This is a genomic window from Polynucleobacter sp. HIN9, from assembly GCF_030297635.1.
Classification (GTDB): domain Bacteria; phylum Pseudomonadota; class Gammaproteobacteria; order Burkholderiales; family Burkholderiaceae; genus Polynucleobacter.
Window position 1 is genome coordinate 1,524,176 of record NZ_AP028140.1, and the last position, 18,273, is coordinate 1,542,448.

Annotated in this window: 17 protein-coding genes; 9 read left to right on the plus strand and 8 right to left on the minus strand. The window is 46.8% G+C overall.

Annotation, left to right across the window (positions count from 1 at the left end; translation table 11 throughout):
• Positions 1 to 975 carry a protein translocase subunit SecF gene (gene secF / locus QUE62_RS07605; protein ID WP_286261354.1) on the plus strand — a complete coding sequence of 325 codons (975 nt, stop codon included), beginning with the start codon at positions 1 to 3 and terminating at the stop codon, positions 973 to 975.
• Here secF and waaA read toward each other — a convergent pair.
• Both waaA and purB read right to left on the minus strand, forming a co-directional pair.
• Positions 953 to 2,329 carry a lipid IV(A) 3-deoxy-D-manno-octulosonic acid transferase gene (gene waaA, locus QUE62_RS07610; RefSeq protein ID WP_286261356.1) on the minus strand — a complete coding sequence of 459 codons (1,377 nt, stop codon included), beginning with the start codon at positions 2,327 to 2,329 and terminating at the stop codon, positions 953 to 955. The genes secF and waaA overlap by 23 nt on opposite strands.
• On the minus strand, positions 2,326 to 3,711 hold the full coding sequence (gene purB / locus QUE62_RS07615) for an adenylosuccinate lyase (RefSeq protein ID WP_286261358.1): 1,386 nt from the start codon (positions 3,709 to 3,711) through the stop codon (positions 2,326 to 2,328). Before purB ends, waaA begins: the two co-directional genes overlap by 4 nt.
• An 80-nt stretch (positions 3,712 to 3,791) precedes the next feature.
• On the opposite strand from purB, the gene QUE62_RS07620 reads away from it, so the two are divergent.
• Positions 3,792 to 4,406: a glutathione S-transferase family protein gene (locus QUE62_RS07620; protein WP_286223469.1), complete on the plus strand. Its 615-nt coding sequence runs from the start codon at positions 3,792 to 3,794 to the stop codon at positions 4,404 to 4,406.
• Positions 4,407 to 4,409: 3 nt separating this feature from the next.
• Here QUE62_RS07620 and mnmA read toward each other — a convergent pair whose 3' ends face one another.
• Positions 4,410 to 5,519 (minus strand): tRNA 2-thiouridine(34) synthase MnmA, encoded by a 1,110-nt coding sequence (gene mnmA / locus QUE62_RS07625; protein WP_286261361.1) that lies wholly within the window; start codon positions 5,517 to 5,519, stop codon positions 4,410 to 4,412.
• Between the two features lie 201 nt (positions 5,520 to 5,720).
• On the opposite strand from mnmA, the gene QUE62_RS07630 reads away from it, so the two are divergent.
• The 3 genes from QUE62_RS07630 to QUE62_RS07640 are packed head-to-tail and all read left to right on the plus strand — an operon-like array spanning position 5,721 to position 8,589.
• The gene (locus QUE62_RS07630) at positions 5,721 to 6,857 is read left to right on the plus strand and encodes a Re/Si-specific NAD(P)(+) transhydrogenase subunit alpha (protein WP_286261363.1); all 1,137 of its coding nucleotides are present in this window, start codon (positions 5,721 to 5,723) and stop codon (positions 6,855 to 6,857) included.
• A 17-nt stretch (positions 6,858 to 6,874) separates the two neighbouring features.
• On the plus strand, positions 6,875 to 7,210 hold the full coding sequence (locus QUE62_RS07635; protein ID WP_286223472.1) for a proton-translocating transhydrogenase family protein: 336 nt from the start codon (positions 6,875 to 6,877) through the stop codon (positions 7,208 to 7,210).
• Positions 7,211 to 7,224: 14 nt separating this feature from the next.
• On the plus strand, positions 7,225 to 8,589 hold the full coding sequence (locus QUE62_RS07640; RefSeq protein WP_286223473.1) for an NAD(P)(+) transhydrogenase (Re/Si-specific) subunit beta: 1,365 nt from the start codon (positions 7,225 to 7,227) through the stop codon (positions 8,587 to 8,589).
• Between the two features lie 43 nt (positions 8,590 to 8,632).
• Here the strand turns inward: QUE62_RS07640 and QUE62_RS07645 are convergent, their stop codons facing one another.
• The 3 genes from QUE62_RS07645 to groES form a co-directional block, all read right to left on the minus strand.
• Positions 8,633 to 8,905, minus strand: coding sequence for a hypothetical protein (locus QUE62_RS07645; protein WP_286261365.1), 273 nt, complete (start codon positions 8,903 to 8,905; stop codon positions 8,633 to 8,635).
• Positions 8,906 to 9,068: 163 nt separating this feature from the next.
• The gene (gene groL, locus QUE62_RS07650; RefSeq protein WP_286223475.1) at positions 9,069 to 10,724 is read right to left on the minus strand and encodes a chaperonin GroEL; all 1,656 of its coding nucleotides are present in this window, start codon (positions 10,722 to 10,724) and stop codon (positions 9,069 to 9,071) included.
• 26 nt (positions 10,725 to 10,750) lie between these two features.
• Positions 10,751 to 11,041, minus strand: a complete 291-nt coding sequence (gene groES / locus QUE62_RS07655; protein WP_108509006.1) for a co-chaperone GroES — start codon at positions 11,039 to 11,041, stop codon at positions 10,751 to 10,753.
• Between the two features lie 329 nt (positions 11,042 to 11,370).
• On the opposite strand from groES, the gene QUE62_RS07660 reads away from it, so the two are divergent.
• The 3 genes from QUE62_RS07660 to QUE62_RS07670 are packed head-to-tail and all read left to right on the plus strand — an operon-like array spanning position 11,371 to position 15,214.
• Positions 11,371 to 12,207: a diguanylate phosphodiesterase gene (locus tag QUE62_RS07660; RefSeq protein ID WP_286261367.1), complete on the plus strand. Its 837-nt coding sequence runs from the start codon at positions 11,371 to 11,373 to the stop codon at positions 12,205 to 12,207.
• A 23-nt stretch (positions 12,208 to 12,230) separates the two neighbouring features.
• Positions 12,231 to 12,854: a response regulator transcription factor gene (locus tag QUE62_RS07665; RefSeq protein ID WP_108509008.1), complete on the plus strand. Its 624-nt coding sequence runs from the start codon at positions 12,231 to 12,233 to the stop codon at positions 12,852 to 12,854.
• A gap of 17 nt (positions 12,855 to 12,871) precedes the next feature.
• The gene (locus tag QUE62_RS07670; protein ID WP_286261369.1) at positions 12,872 to 15,214 is read left to right on the plus strand and encodes a response regulator; all 2,343 of its coding nucleotides are present in this window, start codon (positions 12,872 to 12,874) and stop codon (positions 15,212 to 15,214) included.
• 44 nt (positions 15,215 to 15,258) lie between these two features.
• On the opposite strand, the gene QUE62_RS07675 is transcribed toward QUE62_RS07670, so the two are convergent.
• Entirely contained in the window at positions 15,259 to 15,537 is a 279-nt protein-coding gene (locus tag QUE62_RS07675; RefSeq protein WP_108509010.1) for an HU family DNA-binding protein, read from the minus strand.
• A 239-nt stretch (positions 15,538 to 15,776) separates the two neighbouring features.
• On the opposite strand from QUE62_RS07675, the gene dacB reads away from it, so the two are divergent.
• Positions 15,777 to 17,249 (plus strand): D-alanyl-D-alanine carboxypeptidase/D-alanyl-D-alanine endopeptidase, encoded by a 1,473-nt coding sequence (gene dacB / locus QUE62_RS07680; RefSeq protein WP_286261371.1) that lies wholly within the window; start codon positions 15,777 to 15,779, stop codon positions 17,247 to 17,249.
• On the opposite strand, the gene QUE62_RS07685 is transcribed toward dacB, so the two are convergent.
• Positions 17,195 to 18,271, minus strand: coding sequence for an L-threonylcarbamoyladenylate synthase (locus tag QUE62_RS07685; RefSeq protein ID WP_286261373.1), 1,077 nt, complete (start codon positions 18,269 to 18,271; stop codon positions 17,195 to 17,197). The genes dacB and QUE62_RS07685 overlap by 55 nt on opposite strands.
• Positions 18,272 to 18,273: the final 2 nt, after the last annotated feature.

Genomic DNA, 18,273 nt, shown 5'->3' on the forward strand with positions numbered 1-18,273 from the left:
ATGGAATTTTTCCGAATCCGCAAAGATATTCCTTTCATGCGCCATGCATTGTTACTCAATGCATTTTCGTTTATTACATTTTTAGCGGCGATCTTTTTTATTTGGCAAAAAGGCTTGCATCTCTCGATTGAATTTACCGGCGGTACGGTAATGGAGATTACTTATCCACAAACCGCCCCCCTTGACTCCATTCGTGATCAGATTGCCAAAATTGGGTACACCGATACCCAGGTACAAAACTTTGGAAGCTCGCGCGATGTCATGATTCGTTTGCCTTTGCAACGCGATCAAACCGGTCAAGTTATTCCATCCGCGCAGCAAAGTACTGCGGTCATGCAAGTACTGGAGGCCAATAATTCTGGGGCGAAGCTGCAGCGCGTTGAATACGTCGGTCCTCAAGTTGGAAAAGAACTAGCAATCGATGGAATCAAAGCCCTGATCTTTGTGGTAATTGGCATCATGATTTACCTCGCGTTTCGCTTTGAATGGAAATTTGCTGTAGCTGGTATCTTGGCGAACCTGCATGATGTGGTGATCATTCTGGGATTCTTTGCCTTCTTCCAATGGGAGTTTTCGCTCTCTGTACTCGCCGCTGTATTAGCGGTTCTTGGCTACTCGGTGAACGAGTCAGTAGTGATCTTTGACCGTATCCGTGAAAGTTTTCGCCGGCAGCGTAAGATGAGCCCGCGCGAAATTATTGATAACGCGATTACCAGCACCATCAGCCGTACCGTCATCACGCACGGCAGTACCGAGATGATGGTGGTTGCAATGCTAATTTTTGGTGGACCGTCCCTCTTCTATTTTGCCCTTGCGCTGACGATTGGTATCTTGTTTGGAATTTATTCCTCGGTATTCGTCGCCGCTGCTATTGCGATGTGGCTTGGAATTAAACGCGAAGATCTTATCAAAGCTGATCGCAAGCCAAATGAAAACAATCGTCCCGATGATCCTAACTTTGGAGCGCAGGTCTAAGCTGCTCTAAGATTCGTTGGGTTGCGCCTTGATGTTCAGCTGCAAACTCAAGTGCATGGTCACTTCGCTTGTTTCGCTCCACCGTATTTAGTAAAAGATTTTCAATTACCTTTGCTAAGGTATCCATTAACACCATTTCAGAATCCCCAGTGATTCGAATGGCAGCACCACAAGCAATCGCATCCTCGCTAGCCTTCTGAAAATTATAAGTATGTGGCCCCAAAATAACGGGGCAACCATTTGCACAGGCCTCAATTAAATTTTGTCCACCGGTTGGTAATAGACTGCCGCCCATCACCACAAAATCACTAGCAGCATAGTAAGCCGCCATCTCACCCATAGAGTCGCCAAGCAAAACGTCAATCTTTGCCCAATGCAAGGATGGATCCATTTCTTCACTGGAGCGTGGATCACTGAAACCAGAGCGGCGCTCAAAGGCTAATCCTGATTGATAAATAAGATCAGCAACCTCAGAGAATCGATCTGGATGGCGTGGCACGATGATGAGCAATGGCGCATGAGACCAAGTGTTGGTCTTCAGAATATGCTTCCAGGCATCCAGAATGATTGCCTCTTCTCCGACTCGGGTACTGGCTGCGCAAACCACAAGGCGCCCCTGAGCTTGAACCGCTTTTTTCCAATGCTCTCCCAAGGCGCGTGTTTCAGGTTGGCTGGCGATATCGAACTTCATATTTCCAACGATCTGCACATTCTCAACACCAAGGGCTTGATAACGCTTCGCATCATGGGCTGACTGGGCCAAAATACCTGTAAACGACTGGAACAGTGTCTGGCCCGCTCTACCAAAACTCTGTACGCGCTGAAAGCTACGTTCGGATAAGCGAGCGTTGATCAGAAAAAGAGGGATCTCTAGTTGACGCGCCCGCAATACAAAACCGGGCCATGCCTCGGTTTCCATAAGAAGGCCCAGTCGGGGCTGAAAATGCTTCAGAAAACGCTCGATCGCCCAACAAATATCGTAGGGTAAATAGACTTGCGCAAGCCGACCTTGTTGAATCGCTTTCCAATAGAGCGCTCTGCCTGCCTCACGCCCCGTCGGAGTCATGTGTGTCAAAAGAATGGGGTGGCCTTCATGGAGCAGTGTCTCGATTAAGGCTTGGGTGGCATGCGTTTCACCAACCGAGACCGCATGAATCCATATCGGCCGGGTCTGAAATTTCTTGGTTTGATTGAATCCAAAGCGCTCGGCGATATGCTGACGATAACCTCGATGGTGACGACTGCGCCATAACAGGCGAGCAACAACAACGGGTATTAAGAGATGCCAGATTGCCTCATACAAAAAATAGAGGCCAAAGGGGTAATGCGCAGCTGGGCGATTGGATCGACTCAACGCTTACTAGGCTTCAATCGCGATGCCATCTCTGCGGCCTTGCCCGTGTATGAAGCAGGGGTCATTTTTAGTAAACGCTTCTTCTCTGGCTCAGGAATCGCAAGGGTTTTAATAAAACGCTGCAATACATCGCGTGTAATGGCCTTACCGCGAGTTAAATCCTTTAATTGCTCATAAGGGTTCTCAATCCCATAACGGCGCATGACCGTTTGAATGGGCTCAGCGAGAACTTCCCAGCAATCATTTAGATCAGATGCAATCGCCGTAACATTGACCTCTAATTTAGAAAGACCGCGTAGAGCGCTGTCATACGCCAATACGCTATGACCAAATGCAGGGCCCAAATTTCGTAAAACGGTAGAGTCAGTAAGGTCACGCTGCCATCTTGAAATCGGCAATTTTTCAGCTAAATGACGCAGGAGTGCGTTCGCAATCCCAAGATTACCCTCAGAGTTCTCAAAATCAATTGGATTGACTTTGTGCGGCATAGTAGAAGAACCAATTTCCCCTGCCTTGGTTTTTTGCTTAAAGTAACCCAGAGAAATATAGGCCCAGAAATCACGATCGATATCGAGCAAAATCGTATTAGCACGAGCAATTGCATCAAATAACTCAGCCATGCCATCATGGGGCTCAATCTGAATCGTATAGGGATTAAATTCCAAACCAAGCCGCTGTTCGACAACCCCTCTAGCAAATTGCTCCCAGTCAAAGTCTGGATACGCTGCCAAGTGAGCGTTGTAGTTACCAACCGCACCGTTCATCTTGCCAAGTAGCGCAACATTGCTAATCGCTTGAATCGCTCGCTCTAGGCGTTTTGCCATATTGGCAATCTCCTTACCCAAAGTGGTTGGTGAGGCTGGCTGACCATGGGTTCTAGATAGCATTGGAATGGTGGCATGCCGAACCGCGAGCTCATTTAAAGCCTTCAAAATTAAACGCAGTTGTGGAATCAATACATGATCACGTGCTCCCCGCAACATCAGGCCATGCGAGGTATTGTTAATGTCTTCCGACGTACAAGCAAAGTGAATGAACTCACTAGCCTTTAGCAACTTTGGACGTTTCGCAACTTTTTCTTTTAACCAATACTCAACCGCCTTGACATCGTGATTGGTAATCGCTTCGATCTCTTTGATACGCTGTGCATCTGCCTCTGAAAAATCACTGGCTAGTTTTAAGAGAAAAGCCTCATCGGCTGCATCAATCTTTGGAATATTGGCTAACTTAGCCTCGCTCAGCGCCAAAAGCCATTGGATTTCGACTACCACCCGCTGTTGCATAAATGCTGCCTCAGATAGCCAAGGACGCAGGGCATCAAGTTTTTTTGCATACCGGCCATCGAGTGGTGATAGTGCCGTTAATGAAGATAGGGTGGACAAGGGGTTCTCGTTACAAAGTAATCAAAACTTGATTTTAATGGGTTTATGGCCGACCTCATAGATTGCTATACTGCGCCCTTATGAAAATTATTGGATCCCTAACTAGCCCTTTTGTTCGTAAAGTACGCATCGTCATGGCGGAAAAAAAGATTGATGCCGAGCTGGTCCTTGAGAATGTCTGGGACTCAGAGACCTCGATTGCACAATTTAATCCCTTAAGCAAGATTCCGTGCCTGCTGATGGATGATGGCGGTGCCATGTTTGATTCTCGAGTGATTGCTGAATACATTGACACTCTAAGTCCAGTTGGCAAGCTGATTCCTGCCACCGGTCGGGAACGTGCTGCGGTTAAAACTTGGGAGGCCTTAGCCGATGGCGTAATTGATGCCGGTATTTTGGCGCGCCTAGAAAAAACCTTTCGCAATGATGGCGAGCAAAGCGAGAAGTGGCTTGAGCGTCAAATGCATAAAGTGCATCAGGGTATGGAGACCATGTCAAAGAGTTTAGGTAACTCTAAATGGTGCCATGGCAATCAATTTAGTCTTGCTGACATTGCCTTGGGATGTGCGCTTGGCTGGTTTGAATTGCGCTTTCCGGAGCTCAACTGGAAAACTCAATACCCAAACCTTGCCACGCATTTTGCACAACTATCGGATCGCCCCTCATTCAAAAAGACTACGCCACCAGCGCAGTAATGCTTAGCGAACGATAATTCCGCCGCCCAAGCAAACATCCCCTTGATAGAGAACGGCGGACTGGCCTGGCGTCACCGCCCACTGAGCCGTCTCGAATTGCAACTCAAAGGAGTCGCCGTCTTCGGCGGTAATTGCACAGAGCGCATCATCTTGGCGATAACGGGTTTTTGCGCTGTATTGGCCCAGTGGCGGCTCATGGCCTGAAACCCATGAGGCATCCATCGCGGCTAAGGTTTCGCTCAATAACCAAGGATGATCGTGGCCTTGTGCCACGTAGAGCGTGTTATTAGCAACATCTTTGCGGGCCACATACCAAGCATCACCGGTTCCATCTTGGCTACCGCCCAAACCAATTCCTTTGCGCTGCCCCAAGGTAAAGAATGCCAAGCCCATATGCTCCCCCAATTGCTTACCATCCACACTCAGGATCGGGCCTGGGGTTCTGGGCAAATAGCGGTTTAAGAATTCTCGAAAAGGGCGCTCGCCAATAAAACAAATCCCCGTTGAGTCTTTCTTACGAGCGTTGGGTAAGCCCAAATCCGCAGCGATCTCACGGACCTCTTTTTTGGTGATCTCACCCAAGGGAAACAAGACTTTTGCTAGTTGGGCTTGTGTTAAGCGATGCAAAAAATAGCTTTGATCTTTCGTCAGATCCCGGGCTTTTAGTAGTTGCACATGATCAGCATGACGCTCAACTCGGGCATAGTGCCCAGTAGCGATCAAATCAGCCCCCAAATGCATCGCATGATCTAAAAACGCTTTGAATTTAATCTCGGCATTGCAAAGCACATCCGGATTTGGTGTTCGACCTGCCGCGTACTCTCTCAAAAAATCAGCAAATACACGTTCACGATACTCTTGGGCAAAGTTCACTGCTTCAACATCGATCCCCAAGAGATCAGCAACAGATACAACATCAATCCAATCTTGCCGTGCAGAACAATACTCATCCTGATCGTCGTCTTCCCAGTTTTTCATGAAGAGACCAAGCACCTCATAGCCCTGTTCTTTTAGTAACCAGGCGGCCACCGAGGAGTCAACGCCCCCAGACATACCCACCACCACCTTTGGTCTGCCAGAAGGTGTAATTTTTTGGGATTCTGTGGCGGTCATGGCTGGAAAATAGAATTATTAGGGGAAACCATTAAAAAAGTGCGAAAATACAGAAATTGTTTCAAGCTCACATATTGTAAAAGTCTCGGTCAAGCTCTGGCCAAAGGGATATACAGGAGACTGGGCGGGCTAGCTCACAAGGCATGGCTAATTAATTAAAATGGTTCCTTTTTTAAAAATTCTTGCTTTTGGAGATACGCCATGCGCATTGGAGTGCCGCTGGAAACCAGACCCGGAGAGACCCGGGTTGCCGCGACCGCTGAGACCGTTAAAAAGCTGATTAGTCAAGGTCATCAAGTCATTATTCAATCAGGTGCAGGGGTTGGCGCCAGCCTTCCCGATAGTGCTTATGAGGCCGTTGGGGCCAGCATTGGCTCCGCAGCCGACGCATTTGCCTGTGAGATTGTTCTCAAGGTTCGTGCGCCCCAGGCTGATGAACTAAAGCAGATCAAAGCGGGATCCGTCCTGATTGGCATGCTCGATCCCTTTGATAATGCAGGAATTTCTGCCATGGCAGCACAGGGAATCACCGCTTTTGCCCTCGAAGCCGCACCGCGTACCACCCGTGCCCAGAGTATGGATGTGCTCTCCTCCCAAGCCAATATTGCCGGTTACAAGGCCGTGATGTTGGCTGCGAATGAGTATCAGCGCTTTATGCCCATGCTAATGACAGCTGCGGGAACCGTAAAAGCTGCCCGCATCCTTATCTTGGGTGCTGGGGTTGCCGGTTTGCAGGCGATTGCGACCGCTAAGCGCCTTGGCTCCGTCATTGAGGCCTCTGACGTCCGCCCTGCTGCCAAAGAGCAAATTGAGTCCCTGGGTGCCAAATTTGTCGATGTACCTTATGAAACCGATGAGGAACGCGAGATTGCTCAGGGGGTTGGTGGTTATGCCCGTCCTATGCCTGAGGCATGGATGAAGCGTCAAGCGGCGCTGGTGGCTGAGCGTGCAGCTCAAGCTGATATTGTGATCACTACTGCATTAATTCCGGGGCGCAAACCTCCTGTCCTCTTACATACCGATACTGTTGAGAAGATGAAAGCTGGCTCGGTGGTCATTGATATTGCCGCTGGGCGCGGCGAGAACGGTTCAGGTAACTGTCCTCTTACACGAGCCGACCAGGTGATCAATCACAACGGCGTAAAGATTGTTGGTTACACCAATTTACCAAGCATGGTGGCTGCGGACGCCTCAGCCCTCTATGCCAGAAACTTGCTTGATTTCATGAAGCTCATCATTAATAAGGAAGGGCAACTTGCCATTCCAGCTGCAGCCGATGACGATATTGTTGCCGCCTGCTTGATGTGCCGTGATGGCCAAGCCATTCGCACCAATTAATTATTGAGGGAACCAAAATGGATGCTGCTGCTATTCAAAGTCTATTAACCGTCCAAAACATCACAGTTTTTGTGTTGGCTATTTTTGTTGGCTACCACGTGGTGTGGAATGTAACACCTGCTTTGCATACCCCGCTGATGTCGGTGACGAATGCCATCTCAGGGATCATCATTGTGGGCGCGATGTTGCAAACGGAAGTCATCAACGGTGATGAAATCACCCTAACAAGCTTGATTGGAGCGCTAGCGATTTTCTTAGCATCCATCAATATCTTTGGTGGTTTTATGGTTACTCGGCGAATGCTTGAGATGTTCAAGAAAAAAGCTCCGAAGAACGAATCGGCTGGCAACTAATAAGAGAGCACATCATGTCAAACTTCACAGCCATTTCTTATCTTGTTTCGTCCGTGCTATTTATTTTGGCACTCAAAGGACTCTCATCCCCAACCACCTCGCGCCAAGGCAATGTCTATGGCATGGTTGGGATGGCACTTGCAGTTATTACTACCTTCCTCATTCCAAGCTTTAAGCCGGTTTATTGGTTAATTGGGGGAGCAATCATCGCGGGCGCCATCATTGGTTCGATTGCAGCACAACGCGTGCAAATGACCAAGATGCCCGAGCTAGTTGCATTAATGCACTCCTTTGTTGGTTTATCAGCAGTGTTAATTGCGATTGCTGCGGTCTTTAATCCCGCCCAAGCCCATAGCGGGGCTCAGAAGATTGAGTTGTTTATTGGCGCCTTTATTGGTGCGATTACCTTCACCGCATCCGTCATTGCCTTCGGAAAACTCTCCGGCAAGGTCAGCGGTAAACCAGTGAGCTTTTCAGGGCAGCATTTGCTCAACTTGATCATGGCGATCTTGATGGTCGCTGCTGGCGTTGCATACTTTCTCACCGATAGTCACGCCGCATTCTTGATCATGTGTGCAATCGCCCTAGTGCTCGGTATCACCTTAATTATTCCGATTGGTGGCGCTGATATGCCAGTAGTGGTATCGATGCTCAACAGCTACTCTGGCTGGGCAGCAGCTGGTATTGGCTTCACCCTCAACAACCCAGTGTTAATCATTGCGGGTGCTTGCGTTGGATCCTCGGGTGCGATTCTGTCCTACATTATGTGTAAGGCAATGAACCGCTCAATTACCGCTGTTTTGCTCGGTGGTTTTGGTGCGGAAGCTGCTGCAGGTGGTGACGATGGTGGTCCCAAAAACTACAAAACAGGTTCTGCAGAGGATGCCGCCTTCTTGATGACCAATGCTGATACGGTGATCATTGTTCCTGGCTACGGTCTTGCAGTAGCGCGTGCTCAGCATGCCCTTAAAGAGCTCACCGAGAAGTTAATTCATCATGGTGTTACTGTGAAGTACGCGATCCACCCTGTTGCCGGTCGTATGCCAGGCCACATGAACGTACTATTAGCCGAGGCGGAAGTTCCTTACGATCAAGTGTTTGAGATGGAAGACATTAACAGCGACTTTGGCCAGGCAGATGTGGTTCTTGTTTTGGGCGCCAATGACGTAGTAAATCCCGCAGCACGCACGCCCGGCAGCCCCATCTTCGGTATGCCCATTTTGGAAGCATTCAAAGCCAAAACCATCATCGTCAACAAGCGCTCGATGGCAGCTGGCTACGCTGGCCTCGACAACGAACTCTTCTACATGGACAAAACCATGATGGTCTTTGGTGATGCTAAGAAGGTGGTTGAGGATATGGTCAAAGCGGTGGATTGATCAAATCAGTCGGTAATGAAAAGGCAGCCTAGGCTGCCTTTTTTTATCGAAAGCCCAAATGATCTTTATCGGTCCGCTCTTGTCCGTCCACAAATAATTTTTTACACAAACCAGCACCACTACTATTTGGCTTCTTGCTGGCTTCCTTTTGCATCTTAAACATCGCCTCAAAACAATCACGGCGATGATCGTATTGACTGATAACGGTTTTGACTTCCTTACCCTTATAAAAATAAGTGAAATCAAGCGTCCAATACTGGTCTCCTAAAACGATTGGATCTCCCTTTTTAAGAACGATCGGTTCTTGCTGCCTCACAGGAGAGGTGCACCCAGATAAGAGCAAGATGCTTATGATCCATAAAATTTTATTCACCGATCTCACTTAGTAGATTTTTATCTACAAGAGCTCATCGTAACTAAAATTGATGCAAATAAAAAGGGCAGCCAAGGCTGCCCTTTAGTTTGGACCGAAGTCTTAATTACATCATTCCGTCCATACCACCCATGCCACCCATGCCACCCATACCGCCTGGCATACCGCCGCCAGCAGCTTCCTCTTTTGGAGATTCTGCAATTGCGCAGTCGGTGGTCAGTAATAGTGCAGCAACAGATGCGGCATTAACTAACGCGGTCTTTGTAACCTTGGTTGGGTCAATCACGCCTTGAGCAACTAAGTCACCATACTCGCCCGTGGCAGCGTTGTAACCATGATTACCTTTACCAGCGGCTACTGAATTCACTACTACGCTAGCCTCATCACCTGCATTGGAAACGATGATACGTAGTGGCTCTTCCATTGCGCGCAACACAATGCTAATACCAGCGTTTTGATCAGGATTGTCGCCCTTGAGACCAGCAATGCCCTGCTTTGCACGAATCAGCGCAACGCCGCCGCCAGGAACAATGCCCTCTTCAACGGCCGCACGGGTCGCATGTAATGCATCATCAACACGTGCTTTTTTCTCTTTCATTTCGACTTCGGTTGCAGCACCAACGCGGATTACAGCAACACCGCCTGCCAACTTAGCAACACGCTCTTGTAGTTTCTCGCGGTCATAGTCGCTGGTGGCTTCGTCGATCTGAACGCGAATGTTCTTAACGCGGGCTTCAATCGATTTCGCATCGCCTGCACCATCAATAATGGTGGTGTTCTCTTTGCCAATCTCAACACGCTTGGCTTGCCCAAGATGCTCAAGAGTGGTCTTCTCGAGTGTTAGACCAACTTCCTCAGCAATCACTTGACCACCGGTCAAGATTGCAATATCTTCCAACATCGCTTTACGACGATCACCAAAACCAGGCGCCTTCACAGCACATGTTTTTAGGATACCGCGGATGTTGTTCACTACTAGGGTTGCCAAGGCTTCGCCTTCAACATCTTCAGCAACAATCATCAATGGGCGACCTGATTTAGCCACTTGCTCGAGAACTGGCAAGAGATCACGGATATTGCTGATCTTCTTATCAAACAAGAGAATATAAGGGTTCTCCAACACAGCGGTTTGCTTCTCAGGCTGATTAATGAAGTATGGGGACAAGTAGCCACGGTCAAACTGCATACCCTCTACTACTTCTAATTCGTCTTCAAGAGACTTACCATCTTCGACGGTAATCACACCCTCTTTACCAACCTTCTCCATTGCTTCAGCGATACGCTTACCAATGCTCTCATCGCTATTCGCTGAAATCGAACCAACTTGTGCAATTTCTTTGGTGGTGGTGCAAGGCTTGCTGATTTTTTTGAGCTCTTCAATCGCAGCGCTTACCGCTTTATCAATACCGCGCTTGAGATCCATGGGATTATGACCAGCAACTACATACTTCATACCTTCACGCACAATTGACTGAGCTAGTACAGTAGCGGTTGTCGTGCCGTCACCTGCGATATCAGCGGTCTTCGAAGCAACCTCCTTGACCATCTGAGCACCCATGTTCTGGAGCTTATCTTTGAGCTCGATTTCTTTAGCCACTGAAACACCGTCTTTGGTGATGGTTGGGCCGCCAAATGAGCGCTCGATCACTACATTACGGCCTTTGGGTCCAAGAGTTACCTTGACTGCATTTGCGAGGATATTCACACCCTCAACCATCTTGACGCGGGCGTTATCGCCAAACACTACATCTTTTGCTGCCATGATTAAATTCCTTTCTAGTTGCCTAATTACTTCTGAACAACGGCCATGATGTCTTCTTCACGCATGACAAGAAGCTCGTCGCCATCAACTTTTACGGTTTGACCCGCATACTTTCCAAATAGAACGCGATCGCCAACTTTGACATCGGGGGCATTTAATTTGCCACTGTCATCACGCTTACCGGGGCCAACGGCCAATACCTCGCCCTGATCAGGCTTTTCTGCTGCGTTATCTGGAATCACGATTCCAGAGGCGGTTTTTGTTTCTTGATCTAAGCGCTTAATAATCACGCGATCGTGTAAAGGACGTAGATTCATTCCCTCTCCTATGTTAGTAAGTATTAACTAATAAAATATGCTGCCTTATTATCTCTGCACATTGAGTTAAATATATGATTTATATAAATATTTTCAATAAAATGAAATAATTTATAATCATTATTAGCACTCTAGTGTAGTGAGTGCTGATTATATAGGTGTTCATTCGCTGTTTTCAAGAGCCCGCTCCTTCAACGCAATATGGGTTTTGGATGATGCCTTCCATAGCTAGGCAGGCGTAGGAAATTTCTTACACATAAATCATCTTTATGCCCTTACTTAAAACGGTTGGCATGCATAGACTCATTGATATTCGATTGGAGAAAAGCATGAGCCCTAAATCACGGCTTTATAACTTGGTGATGGCATGGAAGAACAAGCCCTTCCGTGAATTGCGTGACATTGAACAGCCATATTGGGAAAGCCCGAGAGATCAAGAAGAATTTGCTCATCCCACCCCAAAAAACTCCGTTAATGAATTCGTCTATCGGGGGATTGATTTTGAACCCATCTTCAATCGCTCCGGAAGTGCCTTAAAGGGGGTTTTATTTCGACCCCTGTTGACGGCAAGCTCATCCGAGGTCTTGCGCTTTTGCATGGAAGGAATTGATGCTATTCATTACTGGCAATGCAGCAATCGCATCATCCCTCTCATTCTTCCAATCAATGTATCTGATCTAAGGATTGCATCATGTGTTGATGGACTATGCGATCTGATCTTAAATTCAAGGCTACCCATCGGCCTAATTAATATTGGCCTTACAAATCACCAAGCCATCGATAACGAATTAAGTGCTGCCATCACAAAGCTAAGGCGCTTGGGCGTGCTATTTCATGCTCTTCAGTTTGATGGCAACCCAAATACGATCAAATTAATTAGCCAGTTTCAGTTTGAGGCCGTTCATTTCGATGCGTCGCACATCCGCGAGACGAACTCTTCGGCTAGCGCCCAACTAATTGACCAAATCCACTTATTTAAGAAGTGGTCCTGCAAAACTTACTTCAGTAACGTGACTTTTGTCCGTGATAACGAACTTGCCTATCAACTCGGTATCGATTATTGCTATGGCAGTCTGATGCTCTCACCCGTCAATCGACATCAAATTATTCATATTCAAGATAGTCGTATTGGTAAAGCACTTTTTTCTATTCAAACATCAAAATAACTTTAACCACAAGGAGACCTGTAATGCGTAATAAAGTGATGTTGATTGATGATCATCCTGCCATGTTAATGGCATTGAAGTCCATGCTGTTAAACCAAGTGCCATTTGAAGTGGTGGCCCAAGCCCAAAGCGGCGAAGAATGCCTCAGTGTTTTAAAAAATGTGCAGCCCGATATTGTGATTTTGGATTTGGATATGCCCAAAACCGATGGCTTTGATGTTATCCGGAAGATTGGGATCTCTTACCCCAATATCCGTATCCTAATCCTATCGAGCCTCGACGAGCAGGTCTATGGAGGAAGAGTACGCTCCTTAGGCGCCCATGGCTTTGTGAACAAAACAGCTAGCGCCAATATTATTCTGGCAGCCTGCGTTGCCGTTTCACAAGGCTACACCTTCTTCTCAACAGGTCGTAACGGCCATGCAGCCCTATCCGATAGCGAGAAGATGGCGTCTATTTCTGATCGAGAATTACAAGTCATGAAATACCTGGGTAAAGGAAAATCCAATGCAGAAATATCGGACCACCTCAATATCAGCAGCAAAACGGTTGCAACTTACAAGCATCGTTTATTTGATAAGTTAGGGATTTCCAATATCGCTGATCTGGTTCTCTTTTGCCGCAATAACCACATTATTGAAGGCTAAGATTGGGACGAAGCGCGATGCATTCTTTGTTAGGGTGGCTATTCGGTCTAAGCATCGCGCTTTGCTTCGAATGCGCTCATGCCCAAGGAGGCTTTCCCCAATTTACCCAAGCAGAACAAGAATGGGTCAAAGCCCATCCAATCGTTCAATTTAGCATTCATGAGAAGTATCGCCCCTACTGGGATGGCGGCATTTATCCCAAACTACTATCAAAGTTAAAAGATTGTTCAGGCCTCGAATTTTCACCAAAGTGGCGTAGCTCTGATGAAGCTGGCATTCATCAAATTCGTAATGGCGAAGTAAGTCTTGTGATTGATCCCAATCAGAAACTGGAATCGGCGCTTCTTGGCCGACTTACAGAACCAATCTTTTGGGGACAGGATGTGATGATAGCAACGCAATCGAATAGCACGTCTTCATTAAATCCCACAGTTGAAAAGACCATCTTTTTTGATCGTGGCTATGACTTTACAGGGCCAATGAATCAAGCGCGCCTTATTAATTCACCAGAATTAATTGCTCAAGAGTTATTAACAGGAGAGGCGCACTTTGCTGTGATGCCGTTACGCTTGGCAATGCATCTTAGCGAACAACTCAATCTTCAAAAAATACAAATTCGGCCTTTAGGTCATAAGCCATTTGCCTATCGATGGCTGATCGCAGACCAGGATCGCATCCTGCACTCGATTGTTCAAAAATCATTGCACGAAGCAGACCCCATCTTTATGGGTGAGCTATTAGCGATTCCATCCTTAGCGCCAAATCGATCGGGATATCTGGCAAATTGGCTCTGGTTTGGCATGGCCGGCTCCTTTGCATTAATTGCATTTTTGATTGGGCACCATATTTGGCAACGTAAGAAGCAATTCCGAACGGAATCCGACCTATTAAACATTGCTCAAGAAGCTAAAGATGCCAGCGATGCTAAATCCGCATTCTTGGCTACCGTTAGCCATGAAATTCGCACGCCAATGAATGCGGTCATTGGTGCTCAGGAACTATTACTGAAGAATAGCTCATTGAACCCACATCAACGCGAGTTATTGCAAAGTGCCCACACGTCCGCGGCTTCTTTATTGGGAATGCTCAATCAAGTACTCGACATGGCCAAAATTGAAGCGGGAAAATTTACGGTCGAGCATGAGCCAGTTGATTTAAAGCAAATTCTCTCTGAAATTAATCAAACCTTCTTTGGGTATGCCAAGAACAAAGGACTTCACCTTGCTAGCTTTATTGATCCAAATATTGCCGATTTATTACTGCTCGACCCCTTACGGATTCGTCAAATTCTTCACAATCTTCTCAGTAATGCTATTAAATTTACGGAGCAAGGTCTCGTGTTTTTTGAAGTTCGGATATTGGCCAATGACCATGCAGGCCAATTATTAGAGTTTCGGGTGATTGACCAAGGTATTGGCATGGCCAAAGAAGATATTGAGCGGGTGCAGATGCCGTTTGAACAAATTCGCTCTCACCTGTCAACGAGCAGCGAGTCGGGCTCAAGTACCGGGCTTGGGCTCAGCATTACCAATCATCTCATTGGGTTAATGCAAAGCCAATTAATTATTGAGAGCGCACCTAATTTAGGAACGAGTATTCATTTTGTTGTTGCATTTTCTAGAACCTGTCACCCGATTGAGAATGATCAACGCTCTCTAAATTCATCAGGCCATCCTTTGCTTAAAAATAGTCGAGCGCTGATTGTCGAGGATCATCCTGCTAGCCGACAAATTCTTTATTTGCAATTACAAAGCCTTGGTGTTCATGTTGACCAATGTGCCAACGCTAGGGAGGCCCTCGAATATCTTCATGAGGATGTCTATGACATGATTCTCACGGATCACTCAATGCCTGGAATGCATGGTACCGATTTGGCTCGCATGATTCGCTCGATGGGTTATCACGATATTGTGATTATTGGTATTACAGCCGATATCTATGCCCAGACTTCGCAGGACAAACTAATTCAATCGGGTATGAATGGTGTTCTGATTAAACCAATCCGCCTAGAATGCCTTCAGTCTGAATTACTGAAACACTTACATCCGCGCCCCACGAAAGCAGCCATCAAACCTTCAGACGCGTCTTTGCAGATGAATGATTTGATTCTGGAGGAAGTTTATAAAGTTCAACTTGAGACGCTGGAGATGCTCAAAGAGAGAGTTGATCGTAGCTTACTCATGAGTTTGATTCATAAAATTAAAGGGGGCGCACTACTCAGCAAAGATCAATTACTCTATGACCAATGCGTTCATTTGGAAAAATCAGATGCTGAGCTGGGGGTACTACAACAATCATTCCGAGAAAGCCTCACCACTAGCAATCATCGCCTAGACAAACAGATCAACGCACCTGGCTAATCCAAATAAATTCATCTGCTCATCTAGGTCTTTTTGTATCAGAGTTAGCGTTTATTCACTGCATCTTTAAAGGACTTACCTGCAGAAAATTTGACTGTTTTTGAGGCTGCAATCTTAATCGCTTCACCGGTTTTTGGGTTACGCCCCATGCGGGCTGCGCGCGAACCCAAGGAAAAGCTTCCAAAGCCCACTAATTGCATGGTATTACCCTTGGCAACACTCGCCTTGATCGCATCGAGAGCTAAATTAAGCACCTCCTCCGCTTTGGTTTTACTTAAATCCGCTCCATCTGCAATCACATCCACTAAGTCTGCTTTTGTCATGATCAATTTCCTTTAATAGGGTGTTGTTTATCGAGAAGCGGATTGCCATTCATTGGCTAAACTGGATCTCCACGTTTATCCTAGCAAAGATATGCAGAAAATCTGTAAATACTTTTAGACAAAGTAAAAAAATAATGAGATTTATGAACCTTAGTGGGCTAAGTTGTATTTTTTTAACTCGAAATCTAGGGTTAGTACTAGCACTTTTCTGCTTCGCCCATTTTCTTGGTCATGATGCTGTGGCCCAATCTACCCTTCCCACTGGCGTTGAACAGGCAATTAAACGTAGTGGCATTCCGAAAGATTCGATCAGCATTGCGGTTAGCGAAATTCCATCGGCAGCTAATCCAAAGCTAAGCTCACCTTCGATTATTCGTTGGCGTGATGAAGTTGCCATGAATCCAGCCTCCACGATTAAATTACTCACCACCTTGGTTGCCCTGGATATTTTGGGGCCAAAGTACCGATGGAAAACGGAGCTCTTCACCGATGGTGCGATCAAAAATGGGACCTTAAAAGGTAATATCTATTTTGTGGGCCACGGTGATCCGAAATGGATCCCAGAAGAGCTTGATCGCCTAACAAAACAATTGCGAGCTCTTGGCATCCAACGCATTGATGGAAATTTGGTTTTTGATCGAAGTGCGTACGCTAAGCAAGTGATGGAAGAGATCACGATTGATGGTGAAACCTTGCGTGCCTATAACGTTCCCCCAGATCCTTTGTTGTATGCCTTTCGCACCCTCTCTTTTCAGATTAATCCGAATAAAAATGGTGACGGCTTTCAGATTAGTTATACCCCGAAGTTAGCCCGCCTCTCAATTCAAAATGACATTATGACGAGCTCGGCTCCATGTGATGGGGCAAAGCGTAATCTTCGGCTGGAGATGGTTCCCAATCCATTAGAGATTGCAAACTCTCAAGTGAAGAATAAATCGGCAATTCAGTGGCAAGCTATTTTTTCTGGCGAACTACCTCAGAACTGTCGCGGGGTTACATTCAATGTGGTCAAGTTCGATCCCGATACCTTCCTAACTCTAGGATTTACAGCAGCATGGGAAGAGGCGGGAGGGCTATGGGTTCGACCACCTCGTGGTCAAGCTGGATCAGTCCCTGTATATGCCCGCCCTCTATTGAGTATTGAAGGCTTAAGTCTTTTGGAGGCTGCTGAGGATATCAATAAGTTCTCAAACAATGTAATGGCCCGACAAGTTTTTTTGACCCTCGCCCTTGAAAAAATTGGGAAGCCTGCTGATATTGAATCAGCAAAAGGTGTAGTCCAAGCTTGGCTGAATCAGCGCGGATTGGATTTTCCCGAACTCGTGATTGAGAATGGTTCGGGCTTATCCCGTAACGAAGCAATCTCTGCACGCAATCTGAATAGCCTCTTGATTTCGGCTCAAAACTTACCGATTGCCGAGACCTTTGCTGCCACCTTGCCAGCCGCTGGATCCGAGGGAACCATGCGAAACCGCTTGATTACTCAATTGCGTAAATTTTTACACCTAAAGAAAAAGCCAGAGGCCCGCATCAAAACAGGTTCTCTAAACAATGTACGCACCATCTCAGGTTATGTCTATAGCAAATCAGGTCGGATCTATGCAGTGACCTCGTTCATCAATGACCCCAAAGCCAATCGAGGCCAAGAGGTTCACGATCAATTGCTTACATGGTTATTGGAGGACGGCCCAGATCCAAAAGATGCGCGCTGAAGTCGATCACGTACCGCATCCCACGCCTCAGTCTTTGGAGGGCTTGGAATCAAAATACCCTGATATTGGCCTTGATCAAGATCTCTTAAGAGGCGATAGAGTTGCTTTGCAACTAATGCGGGATCCATCGCAAGTGCTATAAAAGTTAGATTATTCAAATAGGCTTTGAGTAGAGCCTCATACTGTGAATAATCCTGCTCCCAGATAAGTAGTGCAAATTTGACTTTAGGCGCTTCACGAATCAACGCATCCAGTTGCGATGCTAGATCAGAAGCCAAATATAAATACAGAGGGGTATGGGGTGCGTAGTGAGCCAGATGGGTGCCCGATACTCGGGGCTGGTTTACAGCATTTCCAGAACTCGTCACATCAATTCCGGTGCCTGCCTTAATCATGGATGGGCTAATTGATCCTGGGCGAAGTAATTTAGGTGGCCCTTCGCCAGAGACATCCAAAATGGTTGACTCTATCCCATGCTCACAAGGGCCGCCATCCAAAATCAATAGATCTGGATTATTTGGAAACTCAGCCTCAACGTCGGCCGCTGAGGTTGGTGAAATACGTCCATAACGATTAGCTGATGGTGCAGCAATGCCCCCTCCAAAACGATGTAATAGCTCTTGGGTCAATGGATGAGCCGGTGAACGAATCGCCACGGTGGTCTGTCCTCCGGTCACAGAATCCAGAACCGATTTACTTTTTTCAAAAACCAAGGTCAGAGGTCCCGGCCAAAAGTGCTTGATCAAAATCAGTGCACTCTCTGGAATATGCCGAGTCCAGGGACTTAAGATAGCCAACCACTCTTGTTCAATATCTTTACTGCCACTTGGTGGTGCCTGAACATGAACAATCAAAGGATGATCGGCAGGCCTTCCCTTAAGTTGGTAAATTTTTTGGATTGCATCGCGATTACTCGCATCAGCACCTAAACCATATACGGTCTCGGTGGGAATGGCTACGAGCTTCCCGGTCCGAATTGCATCTAGAGCACAATCGATTAAGGACGAATTTGGCTTGGTCATTA